The sequence below is a fragment of the Paenibacillus sp. GP183 genome (assembly GCF_900104695.1).
Classification (GTDB): domain Bacteria; phylum Bacillota; class Bacilli; order Paenibacillales; family NBRC-103111; genus Paenibacillus_AI.
Genome location: NZ_FNSW01000001.1, coordinates 5,195,323 through 5,217,262 on the forward strand (window position 1 = coordinate 5,195,323; position 21,940 = coordinate 5,217,262).

Here is a 21,940-nt window from a genome sequence, read left to right on the forward strand (position 1 = left end):
CACCAGGGGTATGGGTTCTGGTATCAAAGGAAAGTTTCTCAGAGATAACGTCGTGAATTAATTTGAGCTTTGCACCACAACCGCAGAAAGCGTCGTTTAAGTCATAATTTTAACGCTTTGGCGACGGTACTCCTGCTAGGATAGATTGAAGTGTTGGACTTTGGAGGTGGCAAGGCCATGTGGAAATGGATACAGTACGCGTTATCGACCCGAATTATTGTGACCATTGCTTTTTTATGCAATCTGCTCGGATCGATTTACGGATTCTATTGGTATAAAGACCAGCTCTTCGCCACACCCTGGTACTTTTGGCCATTTGTACCGGATTCGCCGGTATCTTCATCGTTATTTACCCTAGTGCTGGCAAGTTGGCTATGGAAGAAAGAGGTCAGTCCCTGGCTAGTAATGATGGCATTTGTCTGCTGTTTGCAATATGGTTTTTGGTGTGTGGTTGTGTTGGGAATGTACGGGATCCGGGATGGAGGGATGGTGGCTGAGAATGGGATGCTGGTAGTTTCCCATACTGCCATGGCGGTGGAAGTGTTGATTTACTCCTTTTTGTTCAGGTTTCAGCCGAAACAGTTGTGGTTGGGAGCCAGTTGGTTATTGGTTAATGACTTCATGGATTATGTATACGGAGTGCACCCCTACTTGGAAGATGACGGGTTGCTTGGGAAAGTTAAAATTTTTACCCTTTGTTTGTCGGTTTGTACAATTGGCATCGCTTATTGGGTTAGCCGTAAGAATGAGGTTTCCATTGATCAATGATTTGCTTGCAAATTGATTTAACAAGGCATCCTACACCCTTAGTTAAAAAATGCTTGGACTTTGAGGGTGAAAACCTTCAAAGAACTAGGGGCAAAAGTGTTAACGACGAAGAAGCTACCGTATTTATTAACATCAGGACGCTATACATATTACTAACATTTTAACCCTTCGATATGCTGTTGAATTAGTTGCTTAATACTTGATGCAAACACCATAAGAATAAGAAGAACACAGAGATAGTATTCGCCTGTTCACACAATAGATTCAATTATTGATAAGACATTCTTTTGATACACTTGTAATGTCGTGCTTCTATTACTTTTTAGTTATAGTTATCTTAGGCTCTAACTACTACACCATCGCAAATTGAGGGGATTTCGATGAAATATACCAAGATGGCAGGGATAGCCGTTATCCTAATCCTTATTATCCTTCTTTCTTTGTTGCAGAAAAAAGATGAACTCCGTGTGTTATACGCCGTTCCATCTTCATTAGAAACCGCATATGATCATTCGGCTTACGCCAATTTAAAACAGACGCTTGAGGCCAATGTTAACATCACAAAAGAAACGCTACAAGGTTTTAGCGCCAAACAACTACATATGTATGATGTTGTTTATTTAGACATCAATATGAAGCAATCTGACACGCTTCGCTCTGAGATACCCCAATTAATCGAATATGTGAGCCGCGGTGGTCATTTGTTTTTGGAGAACGGTTTCGCCGCAGACTTCCCAAGCGGCTTTCTTGGTATACAACGTTTGGTGGATCTACCGGATACCGCTTCTCCCCAGTTTGCCTATCCGGAAGTGGATCTTAATTTAACCGGTGTACAAAAAACGTACCGTTTATTTGCTGACAATTTCCTAAATCATAGTAATATGAACCAGCTGCCGGGTTTCCATTTTGGAAAAGGAGTGACTCCTACCACAGCCGATCCGATCGTCACACTGAACGGAACGACATTGATGTGCCGAAATCATGTTGGTAAAGGAACCGTGCTCCTTTTAAGTGATTTCCTGCCTAACCGTTATTTTATCACCGGTTTTGATATGAAAAGTGGACAAGATCCTTCGAAAGGATTCGCAAAGCTGGCGGATCTTTACGATAGATCTAAACAAAAAGGCAATCCGTATTTCGATTTCAAGACGGGTGTACCACTTGAACCTTATTTCAATTTCTCCTTTGCAACAGCTAATTACCAGCTGCGAGACGAATTACTTGCCTATGCCTCAAAAGAGCGATTTGGATACAGCGTCAAAAAGGTGCTTGGGCCTAATGGTCGTCCTGCCATGGCTTTCCAAAATCACTATGAAGCACTTCCTGCCTTTCAGCATCAGGCGGCTCAACATTGGTCAGAGATTACGAAGTCCTACAACGAAATTCCATCTTTTTCGCTCGTTCGATCCACGTTTTCTTGGGGGAAATGGTACGAAAGTGCCACCGTTCATTTAAATGTCGGGACACAAGAAAAGCCTGTATTTGTAGGTCAGTTTGATAATTCTTTTTATACGAGCGGTGTTCAATTGGTCTCTGGAGGGCAGCCGATGAAGGGAGCCGATTATCCAGACTACCGTAGTTATGAGGATTCCATTGATCTGCCTTATCGATTGTATCCGGCGATTGCCGATATGTACGGAGATGGTAGGAAGGATCTACTTGCGGGAAGTGCAGATGGCTCTATTGTTCTTTATCGCAATTTGGGTATGAAACCAGAGTTGTACGCTAATCAGCCGCTACCCGCTAAGCTAGGAATACCAGATGCTTTCGATCGACCAATTCGATTAAAAACTACTACTGGTGTCGATTTAAAGGCACCTGGTGGTTATGCTGCGATCTCCACATTTAATGGCAAAGGCGATAGTCTATCCGACCTATTGATTGGTGATCGTAACGGCAATGTATATTATAGCTTGAACCGTGGAAATGGTGTATTTGAGATACCACAGCCAGTTATGGTAAACGGAAAACCGATCAATGTCGGCAGCTTCGCAGCGCCCACTTTCGGAGATGTTGAAGGAAATGGCATACCCGACCTCGTCGTTGGAACTGGAGACGGCCGAATCTTGCTCTATCGTGGAATCAAAGGAAGAACCCTGGAATTTGATAGCCCCCAGCTTCTTGTTACACTGGATTCCAAGTTCGCAGCCCCGTCTCTTCATGATTTGAACGCAGATGGAAAACTGGACTTAGCAGTAGGAAGCAGCCGTGGCGACATCGTAGTTTTTTTTCATCAGGGAAACGAGTGGGTGAATCAAGGTCCAATCGAAGGACAAACAAAAAATCAAATGGGGACATACGCACTGGTCGGTGGACATAATTCTGTTCCCCTTTGGTACGATCTCAACCATGACGGGAAAGATGATTTGATCGTTGGACAATTAGAGTTTGGCATGCCGTATGCTGTAGACGATCCTACCTCGCCGATTGCAAAAGATGTAAAATCTTTTGTGCAATATGCCAAGGATCACTTTTTACAGTTGTATCCTCATGTTTTTGTACACAGCTACTTAAGTGATACGCAGGAGCAACAGGAATTACGTCTACAACATGAATCGTTTGATAAGCTGGGCATTCCGTGGAAGAATCTAGGGACGAATCAGCATACTTGGCGGGTCAACAATCCGGGTCGGATACAAACAATGAAGAATGAAAATTCGCAAGGACTTTGGTTTAATTTTGGCTTTCGTCCCTCGTACGATCCCCTTGATCCTCGTGATGGGATCTCCGATTATATGTGGGGGATACCCTTTATACTAGAGGACTCGGGATTCAAGAATCCGATGTTGCTCTATACACCGGTTCCAAACATTGGATTCGGTCCCGGCTATGCCAATGAAGATGTATTTCAAGCCTATATAAAACAAGATATGCCGATTGACTATTTCGAACATATCGATTACATGAACCAGGAAAACATGAAGCGCTTAGCAGAATATTGGGATAAGGTCCGGACGGTATACGATTATAATTTTGTTTCAGAGCAGCAGATGGCCGCTTCTTTTCTGACAACATTAACCGCAAAAGTTCAGGTGAGTCAGTCTTGGCTTTCATACTATTGGAATTGGATTAAAGACAAGTTGGGTAGAGGTGCTCATTTGTCGCTTACTTTTAAACCGGATTACAGCGGTGTACCCAGCCAAGCTGGTGAATATCGAAGGACGCTCGGCGTCGCTGTTGAACCTGGCGTGCGTTACGCATCTCATCCGTTCAGAACGAATGCTGATGTCTACCTAAACAACAGAAGCAGCAGTATCTATTTTGGATTAGCGAATGTCGCCAAGCTATGGACGAGCTGGAATAAGGAACAATTTCACCTATTGCGGGTAAATGTTCCGTATACTCTCTCACAGCGAACAACGAATGACTCTCGTACTTTAACATTGGATGCAGATGGCATGCAGCAGGTAAAACTTTATAGCCCCGATCCCATAACAGTGGAAGGTGCAGATTTACACATCGATTCCAATCTGAAGGAAGGCACGTATACCATAACTCATTTTGGGGCTAGGACAACAGTGGTAATCAAGACAAAGGGATTTGGTGCAAGAAATGAATAAGTCCAGACTATTTGTTCATTCAAAATAATTTCGGTTTTGGTGCAACAATTAAACTGATTTCTATGGTTTGATTATGCTGTTCTGGTGCAAAAAATAAATAAAAACCAACAACATGTATCGTAAAATTATTTTTTAAGCTATCATACAGAATAACTGGTTGAAGAGTTGCCTCAAAAGAGGGTTATAGGAAAGGATATATAACTATAACCCAGCATTTAAACAAACAATAACTCAACTCAGCAAGACCGCTATTTTCACCAGTGGTCTTTTTATTACCGAATAAATCAGCAATGAAAGAAAACAAAGCTAAAAAAATAGGCGAATATCGTAGTTCACTTTATTCCATACCCCATATGTTATTGCGAAGGGGGTGTGAAACATGGCGCAACCGATAACTATCGGAGCAAATAGTATTGCGAAGATTGGTAACCGCTTTTTCCTGATAGTTGAGGTAGAGGCAAAAACAACTGGAGTCGAAATCGACCCTGTATTTTCGCGTACGGACGACAGCACAACAAGCAGCAGCTCTCCTACGTGCAGGTGTGAGGCGTACGAAATTTGAAGACTCAGATCCGAAACCGAGTCGCACAACGAAAGTTGAGTTGAAAGGCGTATTGTTTGCCAACGGCCGAATTTTTAAGGTTTTCGACGTTGAGAATGCAACGAGCGACATATCCGTTCTAGTGCGGATCAACCTAACACAGGCGCAAAGGCTTATCCGAAACGGTACACGTATCATCAAAGTTTATAGAAAACCTTTCTGAAACAGTGAAGGAGCTGCGTTTGCAGCTCCTTTTGACATGCTCATAAAATGGGAGATTTTGTACACTTATCTATTTATCACAGCTTTAATAAAGCTTCGATAATGATCCAGAATCCAAGTAAACCTAATACGATTCCTGCAACCTTTTCGGACCATTCGCTTAAAAAGCGTTTGAATCGAGAAGTGGAGAGAACTTAGCTTAATACTTGGTGCAAACCCACAAGAATAAGAAGAACACCAGAGACAGCATTCGCCTGTTTTCCTAATTTATCAGCAGCAAACCTTGCCCCCAAATAAGCACATAAACCAACACATAAGAAGCTCAATGCTCCAGAAATAAATGAAGTTGCCCAAATATTAAGATGCGTGATCCCGGCATCAAATCCCCCAGCTAAATTATTTATGGATAAAGTGATCCCAAGTATGATGGACTCAATGAAGCCTACTGACTTTGAACCATCCATATCGGCCTCCTCAGGATTTCGCAAAATTCGGGATAAAAGGTTACGATTGGTCGATTGTTGTTTTGATTTTTTATCAAGCAATGGTTGAATTAATACCCAAATCCCGATGGTAACAAGTACAATCATGCCAATGAGATTGCAGATAAAGGGTGGTAGCCAGAGAGAAATCCAATCTCCAAAAAGACCCCCTACAAGTGCAAGCAGAAATCCCATCAATGCAATGACGGTATTGGCCATAAATGGAACCCTAATTTTCTTTACTCCATATGCAACGCCAACCCCAGCATTATCGAGATTCGATGCTACACCGATTGCTATCATCGGTATTAAGCTTCCTATATCCATGCTAATCACTCCTCAACAATATTTATCACATAATATTGAGAATGTTGAGGAAATGTGCTTATCCCTTACATATACTGTTGATAAAACTTCAACAAGTCATCTATTTAAACAAATGAAGGGATTGAACGGGCATGTCTGAGGACAAAAGAGACCTAACCCTTGGTTTACTGCTAAAGTCATTGTTAGAGAAACAATTTCTGGTTAAAGGGGCTGCCGAGGCGTAGAAATGAGTGAGTAAATCTTCTTTTTATCATCTGGGGACATATGTTGCTTTATTTCCACTTACCTCTCAGGGGTTATGAATTCTTTGTCTGTGCTTGATTGTTTACCTGTTATTTGTGAAAAAGTAGGAATGCTTGTGATTTCATATGGGTTATATGAAGCAGCTTCTGGTTAATATACATTACCCGTAACTCCAAAAAAATGGGTGGAATTAGACCAAACAACCAATGTTGTTTTGATAACGTATCCACTCTTGTATATCTCACACCTTCTCAACAAAAGGGGGATAATCAGCTTTTAAAAGTTCGATTGACTCATATTTAGCAGTTTCGAATACAAGTAAAGCGGGTGCCTTATCTGTCCTGCTTTTGATAATATGGCCATAATACTTTCCGAATTTCTCAAATACAAACATTGTTTTACCCAATTCTTCCCGCAAAGGATATCTTTCTAACATAATGCACCTCCGATTATAACGATTCTACACATAGAAGTGAATTCCTTCATTAATGTCGAATAGCAGTGGTCAGGTTTGATTAAGCATGTATTCCAACCTCTCGGATCGATTCTTTGCGGACAAACCTGTGTAGCTATGATTGCTGGTATAACACTGGAGGAATCGATATAGACATTCGGAGGGAAAATAGGAAGCACCCCATACATCTTGTATTTATGTAAAGTTAATTTTATTGGAACTTTAATTACTCTGCCAAATGGCGTTCTTACTACGTCAAAGGCTTTTTATCATTTCAGAGGACTGGATCTGATTCCAATGAATAAAACCTTGAATTATATCGTAAATCGTGATCACTATAACTTTAACATTTGGTTCGAAAATACGTTTGGAAATGTGCTGCTTTTTATACCATTAGGATTTTTACTTCCAGCGTTATTTCGGAAATTCCAAGGTTGGAAAGCTGTCATTATCGCTGCAATGGTTATTACTATTATTATAGAGGTAGCCAAATACCTCTCAGGCATCGGTGTTGCATCGACTGACAATGTTATGTTGCGAACTTTAGGCGCTATGTTAGGATGGGTAATTTTTTTATTTGGGAGACATGCAGCTGCATTTACTCAAAAAAAATTAAACGCAACGACCCATTAGATTATCTAGGTGAGGACCTAAGTGTTAATCTTATTATCTTATTGAGCTCGGGGATCAATACCGGAATAGACATCAACGAACAGGACGCCGTGGCAACCTGCTCGTTTTGTTGAGCTCCCTAACGGGTACGATAGCTCCATAACAAAGATCAAGCAGGCTGCCGGTGATAAACTCGGTGGCCTGCTGTGCTAACGGGCAGATTTGTTTAAAACAACGTTTACAGGCAGAAGGAAACACTCTGTCTTTTTCCTTTAATTTGGGAATGATAAAATAAATATTATAACTAGGAGGAATCCACTCTGAGTGTTAACTGGAACTCACTAATTCGAATCAATAATCCGTTGGAACTCGACCGTAATCAGATCGAGGAAGAATTGCGTCGAGGAAAACATGTTATCGTACAGTTTTCTCATCCATCATTTTACGGATCAATGCTACCCGAATTAGACGAATTATGCGCCAATTGGGACGAGAACTTGGGAGTGCGCTTTTATGGGCATTACTCATTATCATTTGATTGCAATACTATTCTACAGATTCCGAACGTCAAAACCTTGTATGTTGATTGTCTAGTCCATGCGCATAATACCGAGGCACTGACCCGGCTTGAGAATTTGTATTATTTGAATTTGAATATATTCGAGTTGGATGATACAGAAATTCTAAGAGCCGAACCTCTGCAAACCCTGCGCATGCTTACGGTTTTCTCTGAGAAAAAGACCGTGAATTTGGCACATCTAAAAGGCTATGCCCGTTTGCATACTTTGGGCGCAGGTGGTAAGGTCAAGAACCTGGACAATATTGGACATTTAGTCAATCTCGAAATTCTCTCCTTAAATTCGATCAGCAAAACACCCGTGCATTTTATCAACAAGCTGGGTAAGTTGAAAACCCTTAAGTTCATTCTAGGGGGGAGAGAAAATGTCCAGGAGATTGAAGAAAATGAAATCGAGACGTTAGAAATCATAAGGGTCAGAGGGTTTAGTGACATTCAAAACATAACCAAATTCCGGAATCTTCGGAGACTTCTCATCGAAGATCAAATCCAGCTAAATCAGATCAACTTCAAAGTGCCGATAAAGGAATTAGAGGAAATCTCGGTCTTAAATTGCAAAAATTTAACTTCCTTGACCGGTCTTGATGAACTGCCTTCGTTACAATTGCTGCGTATCTTCAAAACATCAATTGATTTTGATTCCTTTATAAGGCAGAAGTTACCAAAATCTTTATCTACGTTATACTTTGCAACTTCGAAAAGTAAGGTGGATCACGAGATTCAAAAGTCGTTGTTTAAGATGGGACTTCAAAAGGATTGAAGTCGGTAATGCCGGACAGTAAGAATGGCATTAATTAAGCTAACGGATTACGAATTTCCATGAAATGCCAGATAGCATAGAACATTTTTTTTGATGGTCCATGATGCTGCACATTAGTTTCTGATTTAGAAGGTATATTCTTCTGCTTTTAGTTAACACTGAGAATAAAAGATGTTCTCGAGGTGATAGAGTTGCACACACTATGGAAAGGTGCAATCTCATTTGGAATGGTAAACATTTCAGTAAAGATGCAAGCTGCTACTGAAGATAAAGATATTTCCATGAAACAAATTCATAAGTTGTGGAACCCATATTTCATATATCAAAACATGTTTAACTTGTGAAAAGGAAGTTGAATTGGTAAGTATTATTAAAGGTTATGAGTACGAAAAAGGGAAACACGTTTTATTCGAAAAAGAGGAATTGGATTCAGAAACTCTCTCAGACGATTATTTTTATACAACAAAATATTAAGGTTTATATCTTCAATAGACTGGAAATACTTGATAGTGTAACGAGTTATGAGGGAGTGTAAAAAATGATTAATCGAGAACAATTGAATAAGTTTAAAACTGAAATTGAGAAATTTATTATTGATGGTGAACATTCTTTTTTATTTCTTCAAGGTGATTCTGGATCAGGAAAAACAACTGCGATTAAAGAATTGATTAAAGAGGTTAGACAGCGTGAATCACGTAATTTTATTACCTACCTACATGCCCCACTCCCAGCCACTGAACGAAACATTTATCAGGCACTCTTGTTGTCCTTGCAGTTGAATTTTACAGTCAAGCGAACTCAATTCGAAATGTTCAAGATTGTAGAAAATGTCATTTCTGTCACTTTTGGAGAAACTGGAGTACCCACTGTGTTCGTGATTGACGATGCTGAAAACCTGAAGTTCGGCAACTGGTCACAATCAATCGAATCTTTTAAACAATTGGCAGAAATCGCCGGTGCAAAATTCATTTTCTGCAGTGCGAAAGATTTGGTCCCTTCAACTCCGATAAGCATCTTAAGAAAAAGCTGCACACATCGGCTTGAAACTGCCTGACATCACATTTAAAAATAGACCGTCGCCAAAGCGCGATGGTCTATTTTTTTTTGCTTAGCTTTAAAGGCGCCATTTTATCTTACGGAAAAGCCTAAAAGCGACAATTCATATTACAGAGTACGCCATTTATATTGTACAAAAAGAACTGTTTTGGCGCATCAAAAATGACAAAACTAATTACAGTTATCAAAAAACATGGGTACAAGCAACTCAATGGAGCTTGTTCTATTGAGATTTTTTACATAGAAGAAGCAGAAGAAGAGAAAGTTGAGCTATTAATACCTGTCGAATAACATTCCAGTTATGAAGAGAAAAAAGAAAGTCTTATATTCTCTTATTCGCTAACGGAGAACGATAGCTTCATAACAAAGATCAAGCAGGCTGCCGGTGATAAAACGGTGGCCTGCTGTGCAAACGGGCAAGATAGTTCATATGACGGTAGAAATTTTCATAAAGTATTTAATGTCCAACAGCATTATTTAACTTGTAAGAAGTGTTTGAAATTTTTAAAGAAGTATTAAATGGTAAAATTGAACAAAGATATCGTGGACAGTATCAGTAAAAAGGAAGGAGACTGTATTTGAGAAACATACTCAACTTACTGGTTACATTTTTTGTTTTTTGGTTTGGGAGTCAATACTTCAATCAGTATATATCCATATCGGATACAAAAACATTGATACTTGCAACAGTGCTTATGTTTGTTATCAGTTTCATTTACGGTTTTTTATTAACAGTTTCAATGATTTCCATTGTAATTGGGATTGGTTGTTTAACGACTCCATTGTTAGTCGTAGCTTCTCTTGTGTTGACACCAATAAAGTTATGGCTTCTTAATAAGTATTTAACGGGATTTGAAATTCATGGTTTTTGGACATATGTGATTCTTACCATTGTATTGAGCATCTTTACAGTAAAAGTAAAAAGCAAAAAGGATTGAAGGGTTAAGATTTTATCAGGAGAAGAAAACAGGCTAACGGAGAACGTGTATTATGAAAATAAAGTATTAGACTGAATTGGTGTTGTGATGAACCGAGAATTAAGAGCAAGCAGCATCTCCAAATATTTGAACAGGGCGACGATTTTTATCAGATTGGGTCGTCATTTGAAAAAAAAAGCTTGAATTACTGACATAACGTTGTCAGTAGCCCCAGGCTATACTGAATCTTGCAGATGAGCTCAGCTCATTCAATCCATCCTTAAAAGGAGGCTTTTCCCATGTTCGTCACCGTGGAAAATTTTATCGAAGAATACCGGGAAGAAACGAAATTGACGCAAAAACTGCTGGATTCCCTGACGGATGATTCCTTGAAGCAAGAGGTCGCCCCGGGCTATCGCACGCTTGGGTTTCTCGCTTGGCATCTCGTGCCGTCGGGCGGCATTTTGCATCAAGTCGATCTGAGATTCGACACCCCAACGAAGAGCGCGGAAGCTCCGGAATCCGCCGTTGCCATCGCTCGCGCTTACCGTTCGGCTGCCCAAGCTGTTATGGACACCGTACGGTCCCAGTGGACGGATGAAAAACTGCAGGAACCCGTAAGCATATTTGGCCAACAATGGAAGAATGGATTTGTACTGGACATGTTCCTTCGGCATGAAGTGCATCATCGCGGTCAGCTCACCCTTTTGATGCGCCAGGCGGGACTGCCCATTACGGGCGTATATGGACCGTCCAAGGAAGAATGGGAGCAAATGGGGATGAAAGCTCCGGTTTAAAAGGCGTTTCGTACGTCGGCAATTTGCTGAATGCAGGGATAGTATAGATCTGAGTGATTGGCGGGTAGGCCAAGCCGCGTTTACGGCCCCAACCTTGATTTAAGTAACGGAAATTATAGTTGAGTTAACTATGAAGGCTGCCGCGTGCAGCCTTTTCTCAACTAACGGGCAGGATTTTTGAATGACTTTCACGAATATCCTGAATTCATGCTATATATTAATAATTAAAACCGATAAGTGAGGGGATTTCATGGAGAAGAACTTTATTGATTTAAGTCATACCATTGAAGATGGATTAATTACTTATAAGGGCCTCCCTGCACCGCTTATTTGCGACTACTTGAGTAGAGAAGCATCGAAAGAAATTTATGAAGAAGGTACTGAATTTCAAATCGGAAAGATTGAAATGGTTGCCAATACAGGGACATATATGGATACACCGTTTCACAGATATCGCGATGGAAAGGATTTATCGGAAGTAGATTTTCATTCTTTTGCAGGTGTTGAGAGTGAAAGTCATTAGAATAGATGACATGAATATAAAAGTGATTGATGAAACTTTTTTTAAAGGAATTGAATTAGTGGGGAAAGCAGTATTAGTGCATACGGGATGGGACAAACATTGGAATACGGATCAATATTTTGAAGATCATCCTCATCTAACAAGGGGTGCGGCAGAGTATTTAGCAGAACGAAAAGTGGCTATCGTGGGCATTGATTCCATGAATATTGATTGTACAAGAGGCAAGTCTAGGCCAGTCCATTCGATTTTGCTTGGAGCGGATATCCCAATAGTAGAACATCTATGCAATTTGCATTTACTTCCTGAAAGAGGCTTTCGCTTTTATGCAGTTCCGCCAAAAATAAAAAAAATGGGGTCATTTCCAGTAAGAGCATTTGGAGAGCTATTGTGATAATTTCAAGAGTTATTGGGCTATTCCAGCAGATGCCAGCAGGAAGCTTGCCGTACACAACCAAAATGCCCTCAATCCCATTATAGGAAAGAGTGCTTTAATGTAATTCAATTATTGAGAAAATTTCTTTTTTAGCAAATAAGGAGCGGCTGCAGGCCGTTCTGTTTTATGTAGTCAATAATTTTACAAATGCAGGTTCCCTTCCGGAGAACAGAAAAAGAGCATGCATTAACGGGGGGGTCCGCCAATGCATGCCAATTCGAAGAACATTTTTATTAGTATGTGTATTGCTGCTATTTGTGCAGAGATCCTATTAAATTATGAAGGTGGAAAGAATTATGACTAACAAAATAAAGAGAACTAAGATAAAAGCGAAATGACGTCCAAATCCTCCAACAAAGCTCATTTGTATTCACTCCTTTCCACCAATATACAATACTATATTTTTTTATTTCGGAAATGCTTGGGGTAAATGCTATATCTAAAAGTCTAATTTAATGTCCAAACATAGAAAACTAGATTTCGGCCTTGGTTATACACCCTGTAAACAAAGGCGTTATAATTAAAGAAAGAAATATTTAAATAGAGGCACTTTATGAGCATAACCCAAATTGAAGCTGCTGCACTCATCGTCAAGCACCAAAAAGACGCATATGGATGGGATACCACAGTTAAGGAAATCTTCTCGAATCCGTGACATAAAGTAGTAGGCTATGGATGGATTGCAAAGACGTATTATAAGATGGATAACTTTTACGAGTCACTTGGAGAGGCTACGGAGCCATACTCAGGCATGAGCGTTAAGATACTGAAGACTGCGGAGAGCTATGATAACTACATCCGGAGTAATGGAAAATGGGTATTTAACAGCAAGGTCACGATAGATATGTATTGAATCCTAGAGATCCGCAGCAACTCGTAATCTGGACAAAAATAAAAGGCAGTGTTGCGGATCGGCGGCAGCTGCCCCAAAGGAGTGTATATGAATAAACAAATCGAAGTGCAAAATTTAATCCTTAACGGGGTACAGCAAAGCCAGACACCTGTAACTGTAATCCTGGTGAATGGCTTTCAGATCCGAGGCACGATTAAGCATCACGATAACTTCACTGTTGAGGTAGATTCCGAAGGCAAGCAACAGGTGATTTACAAGCATGCTATATCAACGATCATTCCGATCAACCCGGTGAACATTAGTGGGGCTGTTCATTAAGTGGAAATCCTTTTTCATCTGAGAATTGCTCTCTTCCAGGTCCCGTTTTTTTAATGTATTTCACAGTAAAATTTTTTGTATTTTGCATAGATTCATTAAGTCCCGGTTGCAACTTTATTAGTTCCTGTATCGACAAGATCTGAATCAACAACAGCAGTAATACTGAAAAAATTAGTGCTTATCTGAAAGTCGCCTACATTGGCACTGCCAGAGCCCTCATAAACTTTGGAGCTGGTGGTAGGTGATACTACCAAGTTATCTCCGTTAACAAAGCTTCCCACATTACTCACTATTTTAACAACTCCTGCAAAAGAGGGCACAGCTAAATCAACTCCTTATCCTAATTTGCTATAGTGTATGTCTAAAAGAGGGAAGGGTTTGGGTTTTGTAGGGATTCATTCCTCTTCTTGAGGTCTCTGGTGGTGTTTTGCATTAAGCAAAGTGTTCTTTTATATAGGCTTGTGGGTACTTTTTTTCTGTCTAACTTATCCCCAGCTAACAGCAGGTTTCTTCAAGTAGATTAGTAGGAAACCTATTGCGTTATCCCTATCCTGCGTCCTTTAAACGCGTCTAGTGACGTGTTCAATTTCAAGCCAGGTAAATCACAGACACAATCACTTGTTTTGAGACCTATCCGTAGACAGAAAGAGACCCACAGACCGGTTGGCGGTTGCTGTGGGTCTTAATGTTATATGAAAAAGGGGGTCGAGTTTTATTATAGGCTTGGTTCATTATCGCAGTGTAAAGGGCTTGCTTCATTTTGATTACATATTCATTTCCGGTTTGTGGGTAAGGTCTTCTCCATTATCTGCAATTGCCTCACACACTTAAGTTCCTTCTGATAGACCTATGAACAATATCCCCACTCTTCGTTATTGTTGCACTAAACAATGTAAACACCACGGTGTGGTCACCAGTAACGAAAGCGCCGGCGCCATTGATAGATTTCAAGTTTTGAGTTGGCGCGATGATATCCGAATTACCGTTGTTTATGGTCCCTATGTTAAGGACTACTTTTTGGGCGCCGCTTTTAGATGACATCTGCCTCAACCCCTTATCTTTGTGATATCCCCTATTATATGTGAGCTTGGCCTTATTGTGTGGGTTCGTCGTTCTTATGGACTTGTTAACCAAAGCTAGTGTTGTGTACTGATGTCCTTTGAGCTATCATTATCCGTCCCTCGGTTTTAAGGGTTTATCTCACGTATACTCACTCATTCGCAGGATTTCATTACCTTGGAAAACAGTAATCGTTCAGAAAGTAAGCTGATCAGAACCGGTGGTTTCTTTTCTAGGCATGCGGGAATAGAAGAAATGTCTGGAACATTTCTCCAAGTCCTATTCTACTGCACGCTTACTCCACAAATTCCTTGGAGGTTCACCCTCCCACGGCTCAACGGGTCTATGCCCTTACATTCCTTCGTTATACCTGTCCAAGGTGTGGAGACCGATAGCGTTTAGCGGATGGGTCTGTGCCCTTATGGATAACGAACTCGGTCCTCCATGCTTTCTTTGTGAAAATCCTGCGAATGAGTCAATTTACGTGATCGTTAATAAGTCTTAGGCAGCCTGAGCACAGCTTGGAGCAGCTTTTTCAGGAGAAAAGGATTCCCCGTTTTGAACAATGCCAACCAGGATTCGAGCCAATTTTCCAAGCAGTTTAAATACCGATTGTTGCTTGTTCATTTTCTTAACTTGAACATTGTTTTCATGCAACTGTCGAAAGACGGGATTCGTTTAAACATGTAATAGGAAGAAAACTTAGTGATATATTAAGAAAAGGTGAACTAAGCTATACAGCTTAAGGAGGGCATTACGTGAACATTCCCAAAAATGAAAGTGAATTAACTGTTCGATGGCTGCAGGAGATTTTTCGTAACTATGGGTCATTATCTGATTTTGCAGTTGAACCTGTTTCTGAGCACACTGGGATGACAGCTCCGCTTGTGCGACTGCGTCTGACTTTTGATTCGAATACCGAATCAGGAGCTCCGACGTCCGTGATTGTGAAATTCGCCTCGCAAAAGGTGCCTGATTTTATTCATCATTACTTTTATTCATCTGAGCATGGCTTTTATCAATCCCACCTTGCAGATCCAAGTCTAATTCCACTTGCAAAATGCTATTACAGTTACTGTAATCCGCAAGAGAAGTCCTTCATTCTCGTGTTGGAAGACCTAAAGGGCTACCACTCGGGAAGCATCAAACATGGATTCACCGAAAAACGCTTAATGAATACGGTAACTTTTCTGGCACGGCTTCACAGCAAGTGGTGGGAAAAGCCGATTTCCGATGCACATTGGCTGAAGGGACATGTGTTTCAATTGACTATCGCCACCAACGATTACTTCAAGCCCGCCATTCTGAAACTCTCTCAAACTTTGCAAGATGATTTCTTAGATTATATATCAGTAAATATCGACAAAATCATTGAAACGGCCAAGCGTCTGCAAAGGACCGCAACCGAACCACCTGTAACCTTTATCCATGGCGATTCCCAGTTTGGAAACTTGTTTTTTGATGATAACGATGCGTTGGCCGCTGTCATCGACTGGCAACTGCCAGCCAGGATCAAGGGTGTTTACGATTTGGCCTCTTTGATCGGTATATCAATTCCTTCTAAGGTCCGTCGGGAATACGAACATAACCTTTTAGATCAATATCTTAACCAATTGACAGATAGAGGCGTTTCTGGCTACGGCATGGACCAACTTCAACTTGATTATTCCATTGCACTCTTTTACTGCGGATTTAGGATGTTAGAGGCTTGCGGATTTACCATCAATGGATCGGAAGAACACATAATATGGGCCAAGGAATGCATAGACCGCGTACAATCCTTGTTTGAAGATTGGAAGATCTGGGAAACTGTCGGGATCGATTGAATTGTGGTGATATTTTATTTTATCGATAGATGGTTGTACGGAGTTGTTGTTTAACTAACGGAGAACGATAGCTCCATAACAAAGATCAAGCAGACTGCCGGTGATAAACTCGGTGGTCTGCTGTGTGAACAGGCAGAATATTACAATACAAAAAATATAATCTGTGTTAAAATATTGAAAATTGTAAGGAGGGGTTTGTTTGTTATCGATAAAAAGGGCTGGACAAAATGAAGCAGAAATACTCCAAAAGATTCAAAATGAAGCATTCCAAAAGGATTTAGATTCGTATCAAGACTTTGAAACTAACCCTGCATGTGAATCAATAGATCAAATGTTGTATAAGATCAATGCTTCCGATTATTACGCAATTTATTTCGAAGATCAAATAATAGGAGGAGTCGCTGTACAAAAGAAAGTTGACTTTGAGTACAGAATAAGCCCAATGTACCTTTCGCCTATTTATCAAAATAAAGGACTAGGAACTCAAATAATAAATTTAATATTTCCACTTTATTCTGACGCACGTTTATGGACACTTAGTACACCGAAGCAAAGCTTGCGAAATGGTCATTTTTATGAAAAGTTTGGGTTTTTCTCAGTTGGCGAGCATTATATAAATGAACGGTTAACACTTACACATTATCAAAAAGGGTTGTGGTGCAAGAATTAAAAAAGATAGCAATTACCTAATAGATTGTAATTAACTATGCCACAATACCAAATATTTTATTGAGCCATTCAACAGCAGAGAGGACAGACGAATTATTTTCGGCCTGCCCTTTCCTAATCATATGCATGGCTTCGATTCCCTTTAACGTCTGTTCTGCAGTTAGAAATGATTTGAAACCAAGCATCGGTTTTGTGATTTTTTATGAATCGATGATCTTGCTCTACAATGTTGTTTAGATACTTTGTCTGTCTAATCAAGGTTTCTTTTGGTAAGGCTTTTTCATGTATTAATTCTTGTATGGCTGGTGGATATGCCGGGTTTTTATCCAAAGTGATCACACGAGGTAATTGATGATGTGGAGAGGACAAAGCCTTTGTAAAGAAACGCTTAGCTGCCGGCATATCACGATATTCAGATAACATGAAATCAATTGTTTTCCCCATAGAATCAACTGCCCGATATAAATATTTCCATTGACCTTTGACTTTGATGTAGGTTTCGTCCGTTCGCCACGAATCGTTTGAGGGTTTCAAATAGCTGCGGATTCGTTTATCTATTTCGGGCCCAAACTCATGTACCCATCTCATGATCGTTGTATGGGATATCTTTAAACCCCGCTCGCTCATCATTTCTACGATGTCTCGATAGCTTAAACTATATTTTAAATACCATCTCACGGTTAATAAAATGATTGCTGATTCATATTGCTTCCATTTAAATAAATCCAATTGTGTTTCCAAAGTAAGTTGCTCCATCCTATGACTTTATTATCAATTACGTTATCATGAATTAGAACTTTGCACCACAACCTTAACGAAGTAGAATCCTGTGCGAAAAACAATTGTGCTGGCATCAACAGTACCGTGTAGCTGATTACATTTATAATCTTCAATAGCCAAGGTCAAGTGTTGATGCTTAAACGATCTGATAATAATTGTTGGGGCTTTCTTGGCATTCTGATTAATGGTTATAAGCGTATTAAGGTTATATGATCCAATTTAAAAATTAAGGGTGAATCATGAATATAGGACTATTTTATTTGGAAAGGATGAAAAGTAGTTGCAAAGAAAGAGAATATGGATATATATAGTTCTTACCGTTATTATAATGTTAATAGGAAGTTCTGTATTAGTTACGAACAAGTGGATACAAAAGATCTCTAACAATGGAACATTGGATGGTAATTTTGTAGTGATACTGCTTGATACAAATAACAAATCTACAAAATATTGGGTTCTTCAAAATGATACAATTGAACAGGATCATGGGACGATTTCGTTTGACGAAAAGGACGGACAAACGATTCATTTGCATGCCAATGTAATCATTAAAGAATTTGATGATGCCACACAGCTTGATGCGATTAAAAAGGAATATGAATTGAAGTAAAGGTTTAATAATTACTTTTATTTTATTAAATATTTTGGCAAGAATTTAATACTTTCCAACAGCTGTAGGGGAGGGCACAATGTCCTTCTTTCTTTATGTTGTGATATTCCGCAATTTTCCTTGAAAATTAGAATTTTTTCGCATTTTTAAATATTAAACAGATCAAACGGTTCTGATGCAAAAATGAAATCGTGTGGTAACATAGATAAAAACTATGTGGATGTAAAGGAAACATATAGATGAATTCAGTGTCAAATTTATTCAAATGGAAACATTTTAATGCGGAAATTATTATTACTAACGGTAAGATGGTATCTTCAATATCTTTTATCGGGATTTAGTAGAAATGATGTCAGAACGTGGCATTTCGATTTGTCATACAACGATCATGAGATGGGTACATCAATATGACCTGAAATAGCCAACAGAGTTCGACCCCTTCTCAAACATTTGAATGACTCATGGCGTTGTGACGAGAGTGCGCCACGAGGCGCTGTATGTTGAAGTTTCATCTTGAAATGTTTGGCTACCTCAAACCAAACAGGCTAGGATGGCATGCGTCAGATACGAGCATATCTGGGGTGTGAAGCCCATCTAACAATGTACCTGTGAGGGAAATCCATCTTCCCAAGACGCAGGGCTAGCCTCAATGACCTGCTATGGTTAGCGAAAGCAAAGTCACGTCCGAAGCGCGGTCACAGCGAACACCCGAAAACGAATGGATGATACGGGTGGGTCGGTATGAGCGATGGGCCCTTTTCGTTGGCTTGTTGACCCGATTCATTCTATGAATCGGTGGTTGCTAGGTACAGAGGTGAAACCTAGCAAATCATCCCCGCGTAGAGTGACAACCTAAGGCAGCGAGACAACATACAGTGAACGTGGGAACCCGACCATTCCACCCTTTTAAAGGGATGGACCGCTCGTTGATGTGAATGGTCGGGGGCGGAGGAGTCGTAGTAGTCTGAGATAGGGAAAGCCTATTACGTGGCGAAGGACTCCAGTCTAAAGTGAGTGCGTATTTGCAAAGTAGAGCCCCATTATGGATAGAAAGGGGCGATTGCGATGTCTACCTTCGCTCAATTCTCTTACGGAGAAAAGAGATTCGAAACCCAAACACGCCTAGCGCGGCGAGCAATTGAAAACCAAACATTTTCACGATTACATCAACTTCTTCGATGGAATGTACTGATTGATCTTTCCATCATCAAGGTATTACGCAATTCAGGCTCCAAAACTCCAGGGATGGATGGTAAAACAAGAAAAGATTATACAACCGATCGCCAGAAAATGGAGTTGAGAGAACAGGTTAAAGATATTCTCCGTCACTACACTTCATCGCCTGTTCGACGAATTTACATTCCTAAACCTCATAAAGTTCATGAAAAGAGACCTTTAGGAATACCCAATATCGCCGATCGAGCAGCCCAAGATGTAGTCCGAAGCATACTTGAACCGATTTACGAAAGTAAGCAACATCCACACAGCTATGGATTCCGTCCTTTCCGTTGCACGCATCATGCAATTGAAAGAATTAGATGGCTTATTGGACAGCAGAAATATGAATGGATTGTAGAAATGGATATTAAAGGTTTTTTTGATGCCGTGAATCATGATATCTTAATCAACATCTTATCCAAATATATCCGCGACAAAAAGCTATTGAAAGTCATCCGACATATGCTGGAAGCCGGACTCGTATACGATGGAGAATTTCACGAGACCGATTTGGGCGTCCCTCAAGGTGGTATTGTCAGTCCATTGCTTGGAAATATTTACTTGACTGAATTGGACAACTTTATCTCGGGTTTGTATGAGTGCCACACCAAATGGGGACGTAGCAAAGCCCAAATCCCCTGCTTTATTATCCGTTACGCAGATGATGCAGTTATCCTTTGCAAGTCTAAGGAAGATGCAGAGATACTCAAAGAAATGATTACACTTTTTCTGGGTGAATCGCTACAACTTGAGCTTTCTGTTGAAAAGACTTTGGTTACGCATGTGGATAAAGGATTCGACTTCTTAGGGTTCAACATCCGACGTTGGAAACGGCAGAACATGCGGAAGGTTCTTGTAAAACCAAGTCGTAAAGCCGTTCAGAAGTTCAAACAAACCGTGTCGCGCGACTCCAAAATGTTGCTATCCCTACCCGGTATAGAGGCGATCAAGGGCTTAAATGCCAAGATACGAGGATTCGCAGAATACTTCCGCAGAGGAAATTCGAAAGAAGTATTTCGAGATATCGATCATTATTTGTGGTGGCTGGTTCTTCATCGACTCACACAAAGAACGGGAAAATCCCGATCCTACGTGGCGAAAACACATTTATTCCGATACAACATGGACATCAATCACCCCCAGTATCGGAAATATATTTCGCGCAATTTCGGATTTAAAGATGAAGGCAACGGCGGGGTTCACATGCTGGACCAACTTCAATACTACAAGATTGAATATCCCAGTAAATGCTCTCAGAAACATCCGTATGTGAAAGAAGATCGGGAGCAGTTGGATAGCGACAGGAAGCTGAATGAACTTCTAAGGGTGCATCAAAAGCGATTCTTACATCGACTTTTTGGACGTGACAATTGGTTCTCATTCCGAACCGATGTTGTAAAACGACAAAAGGGCTACTGTGTAGGATGTAGGCGGAAACTAACAAAAGGTTATACACATGTTTACTTTCAAGATTCAAGTTCCCATCTCGAACATCCCGAAGACGAATGGAACGAATACCTGATTGCGCTATGTATCAGCTGCTATAAAAGGAAACAACGAAAAGAACGGCTTCAAAAGCAAATCGCGCTGTAATACCACTTTAGATGGAGAGCCGGATGCATCGAAAGGTGCAAGTCCGGTTCGGAGAAGGGCGTTACCGTCAAACTATTGATCGTTTGGTCAATGGGTCGGGTGACGCCTATTCAACCCTATATCAAAGTAAAAAGTCAATGGACTTATCTTTATCGTGCTGTGGATTCAAAGGGTAAAACCATTGATTTTATGTTAAGTGAGAAGCGGGATAGGAAAGCCGCACAACGGTTTTTTCGGAAAGCTCTTGCCTTGGATAATGTTCAAAATCCAAGAGTGATTACCGTAGATAAGAACCCAGCCTACCCGGTTGCAATCGAGAATCTGAAGAAGAATGATAAACTACCTCAGGAAACGCAGGTCAGACAGTTAAAATATCTCAATAACATCATAGAACAAGACCATCGATTCATTAAGAAACGAACAAACCGGATGCTTGGGTTTAAATCATTTCGAACTGCAGAGCAAACGATAACAGGAATTGAAACGATACATATGATCAAAAAGGGGCAAGTCGAATGTAATCATTCGTCGCCCCTTTTTGTCGTTCAACTCATCCATCAGTTGTTCGGTTTAATTGCATAAAATTTAGTTTGACCGAACAGATCGTCTGGACTTTTTTAATTCTTGCAACAGAACCGGATTTTCTGAGCCGAGGTTTTTACAGATTTTTCACATATGATTCACATTTCTATCATGAAAATAAATTAAAGTGGAAGAAACGATGTGCCTAATTGAAAAGAAG

At 40.3% G+C, this 21,940-nt stretch carries 18 protein-coding genes and 4 pseudogenes; 17 read left to right on the forward strand and 5 right to left on the reverse strand.

Translation table 11 applies throughout. The features are described 5' to 3' along the window. Positions 1–177: 177 nt before the first annotated feature. The 3 genes from BLV33_RS25685 (at position 178) to BLV33_RS30275 (ending at position 4,890) form a co-directional block, all read left to right on the forward strand. The gene (locus BLV33_RS25685) at positions 178–768 is read left to right on the forward strand and encodes a DUF1405 domain-containing protein (protein ID WP_090798237.1); all 591 of its coding nucleotides are present in this window, start codon (positions 178–180) and stop codon (positions 766–768) included. Between the two features lie 380 nt (positions 769–1,148). After that, complete coding sequence (locus tag BLV33_RS25690; RefSeq protein WP_090798238.1) at positions 1,149–4,328, forward strand: FG-GAP repeat domain-containing protein; 3,180 nt, start codon at positions 1,149–1,151, stop codon at positions 4,326–4,328. Between the two features lie 379 nt (positions 4,329–4,707). Beyond that, on the forward strand, positions 4,708–4,890 hold the full coding sequence (locus BLV33_RS30275) for a hypothetical protein (RefSeq protein WP_253187176.1): 183 nt from the start codon (positions 4,708–4,710) through the stop codon (positions 4,888–4,890). A 395-nt stretch (positions 4,891–5,285) separates the two neighbouring features. Here BLV33_RS30275 and ytaF read toward each other — a convergent pair whose 3' ends face one another. Beyond that, positions 5,286–5,900 carry a sporulation membrane protein YtaF gene (gene ytaF, locus BLV33_RS25700; protein WP_090798240.1) on the reverse strand — a complete coding sequence of 205 codons (615 nt, stop codon included), beginning with the start codon at positions 5,898–5,900 and terminating at the stop codon, positions 5,286–5,288. A gap of 484 nt (positions 5,901–6,384) precedes the next feature. Continuing rightward, positions 6,385–6,579, reverse strand: coding sequence for a hypothetical protein (locus tag BLV33_RS25705; protein ID WP_090798242.1), 195 nt, complete (start codon positions 6,577–6,579; stop codon positions 6,385–6,387). A gap of 207 nt (positions 6,580–6,786) precedes the next feature. Between BLV33_RS25705 and BLV33_RS25710 the strand changes: the two genes are divergently transcribed. From BLV33_RS25710 to BLV33_RS30290, 7 genes and pseudogenes are all read left to right on the forward strand, one after another. Then, the gene (locus BLV33_RS25710; protein ID WP_090798244.1) at positions 6,787–7,230 is read left to right on the forward strand and encodes a VanZ family protein; all 444 of its coding nucleotides are present in this window, start codon (positions 6,787–6,789) and stop codon (positions 7,228–7,230) included. Between the two features lie 482 nt (positions 7,231–7,712). Next, on the forward strand, positions 7,713–8,546 hold the full coding sequence (locus BLV33_RS25715; RefSeq protein ID WP_253187177.1) for a hypothetical protein: 834 nt from the start codon (positions 7,713–7,715) through the stop codon (positions 8,544–8,546). 191 nt (positions 8,547–8,737) lie between these two features. Next, positions 8,738–8,975 (forward strand): annotated as a pseudogene (locus tag BLV33_RS30280) (Ku protein); the annotation flags it as partial. Between the two features lie 109 nt (positions 8,976–9,084). Beyond that, positions 9,085–9,600 (forward strand): ATP-binding protein, encoded by a 516-nt coding sequence (locus BLV33_RS25725; protein ID WP_090798248.1) that lies wholly within the window; start codon positions 9,085–9,087, stop codon positions 9,598–9,600. A 1,218-nt stretch (positions 9,601–10,818) separates the two neighbouring features. After that, the gene (locus BLV33_RS25735; protein ID WP_090798252.1) at positions 10,819–11,316 is read left to right on the forward strand and encodes a DinB family protein; all 498 of its coding nucleotides are present in this window, start codon (positions 10,819–10,821) and stop codon (positions 11,314–11,316) included. Positions 11,317–11,566: 250 nt separating this feature from the next. Continuing rightward, positions 11,567–11,839, forward strand: coding sequence for a cyclase family protein (locus BLV33_RS30285; RefSeq protein WP_253187178.1), 273 nt, complete (start codon positions 11,567–11,569; stop codon positions 11,837–11,839). Next, complete coding sequence (locus tag BLV33_RS30290; protein ID WP_253187179.1) at positions 11,826–12,230, forward strand: cyclase family protein; 405 nt, start codon at positions 11,826–11,828, stop codon at positions 12,228–12,230. Before BLV33_RS30285 ends, BLV33_RS30290 begins: the two co-directional genes overlap by 14 nt. Before the next feature lie 313 nt (positions 12,231–12,543). On the opposite strand, the gene BLV33_RS30930 is transcribed toward BLV33_RS30290, so the two are convergent. Continuing rightward, complete coding sequence (locus tag BLV33_RS30930) at positions 12,544–12,636, reverse strand: YjcZ family sporulation protein (protein WP_090798254.1); 93 nt, start codon at positions 12,634–12,636, stop codon at positions 12,544–12,546. Positions 12,637–13,212: 576 nt separating this feature from the next. Between BLV33_RS30930 and hfq the strand changes: the two genes are divergently transcribed. After that, complete coding sequence (gene hfq / locus BLV33_RS25750) at positions 13,213–13,443, forward strand: RNA chaperone Hfq (RefSeq protein ID WP_090798256.1); 231 nt, start codon at positions 13,213–13,215, stop codon at positions 13,441–13,443. A 95-nt stretch (positions 13,444–13,538) separates the two neighbouring features. On the opposite strand, the gene BLV33_RS25755 is transcribed toward hfq, so the two are convergent. Then, positions 13,539–13,763, reverse strand: a complete 225-nt coding sequence (locus BLV33_RS25755; protein ID WP_090798258.1) for a spore germination protein — start codon at positions 13,761–13,763, stop codon at positions 13,539–13,541. A 1,497-nt stretch (positions 13,764–15,260) separates the two neighbouring features. Here BLV33_RS25755 and BLV33_RS25765 point away from each other — a divergent pair. Together BLV33_RS25765 and BLV33_RS25770 are read left to right on the forward strand one after the other, a co-directional pair. Beyond that, entirely contained in the window at positions 15,261–16,328 is a 1,068-nt protein-coding gene (locus BLV33_RS25765) for a phosphotransferase (RefSeq protein WP_090798262.1), read from the forward strand. 199 nt (positions 16,329–16,527) lie between these two features. Beyond that, on the forward strand, positions 16,528–16,998 hold the full coding sequence (locus BLV33_RS25770; RefSeq protein WP_090798264.1) for a GNAT family N-acetyltransferase: 471 nt from the start codon (positions 16,528–16,530) through the stop codon (positions 16,996–16,998). A 34-nt stretch (positions 16,999–17,032) separates the two neighbouring features. Here BLV33_RS25770 and BLV33_RS25775 read toward each other — a convergent pair. Continuing rightward, positions 17,033–17,738: pseudogene (locus BLV33_RS25775) on the reverse strand (IS6 family transposase). Between the two features lie 319 nt (positions 17,739–18,057). On the opposite strand from BLV33_RS25775, the gene BLV33_RS25780 reads away from it, so the two are divergent. The 4 genes and pseudogenes from BLV33_RS25780 to BLV33_RS25795 form a co-directional block, all read left to right on the forward strand. After that, positions 18,058–18,387 carry a hypothetical protein gene (locus BLV33_RS25780; RefSeq protein ID WP_090798267.1) on the forward strand — a complete coding sequence of 110 codons (330 nt, stop codon included), beginning with the start codon at positions 18,058–18,060 and terminating at the stop codon, positions 18,385–18,387. 239 nt (positions 18,388–18,626) lie between these two features. After that, positions 18,627–18,867: pseudogene (locus tag BLV33_RS25785) on the forward strand (IS6 family transposase); the annotation flags it as partial. A 585-nt stretch (positions 18,868–19,452) separates the two neighbouring features. Continuing rightward, positions 19,453–21,198 (forward strand): group II intron reverse transcriptase/maturase, encoded by a 1,746-nt coding sequence (gene ltrA / locus BLV33_RS25790; RefSeq protein ID WP_090798268.1) that lies wholly within the window; start codon positions 19,453–19,455, stop codon positions 21,196–21,198. A gap of 111 nt (positions 21,199–21,309) precedes the next feature. After that, positions 21,310–21,780 (forward strand): annotated as a pseudogene (locus BLV33_RS25795) (IS6 family transposase); the annotation flags it as partial. Positions 21,781–21,940 lie beyond the last annotated feature (160 nt).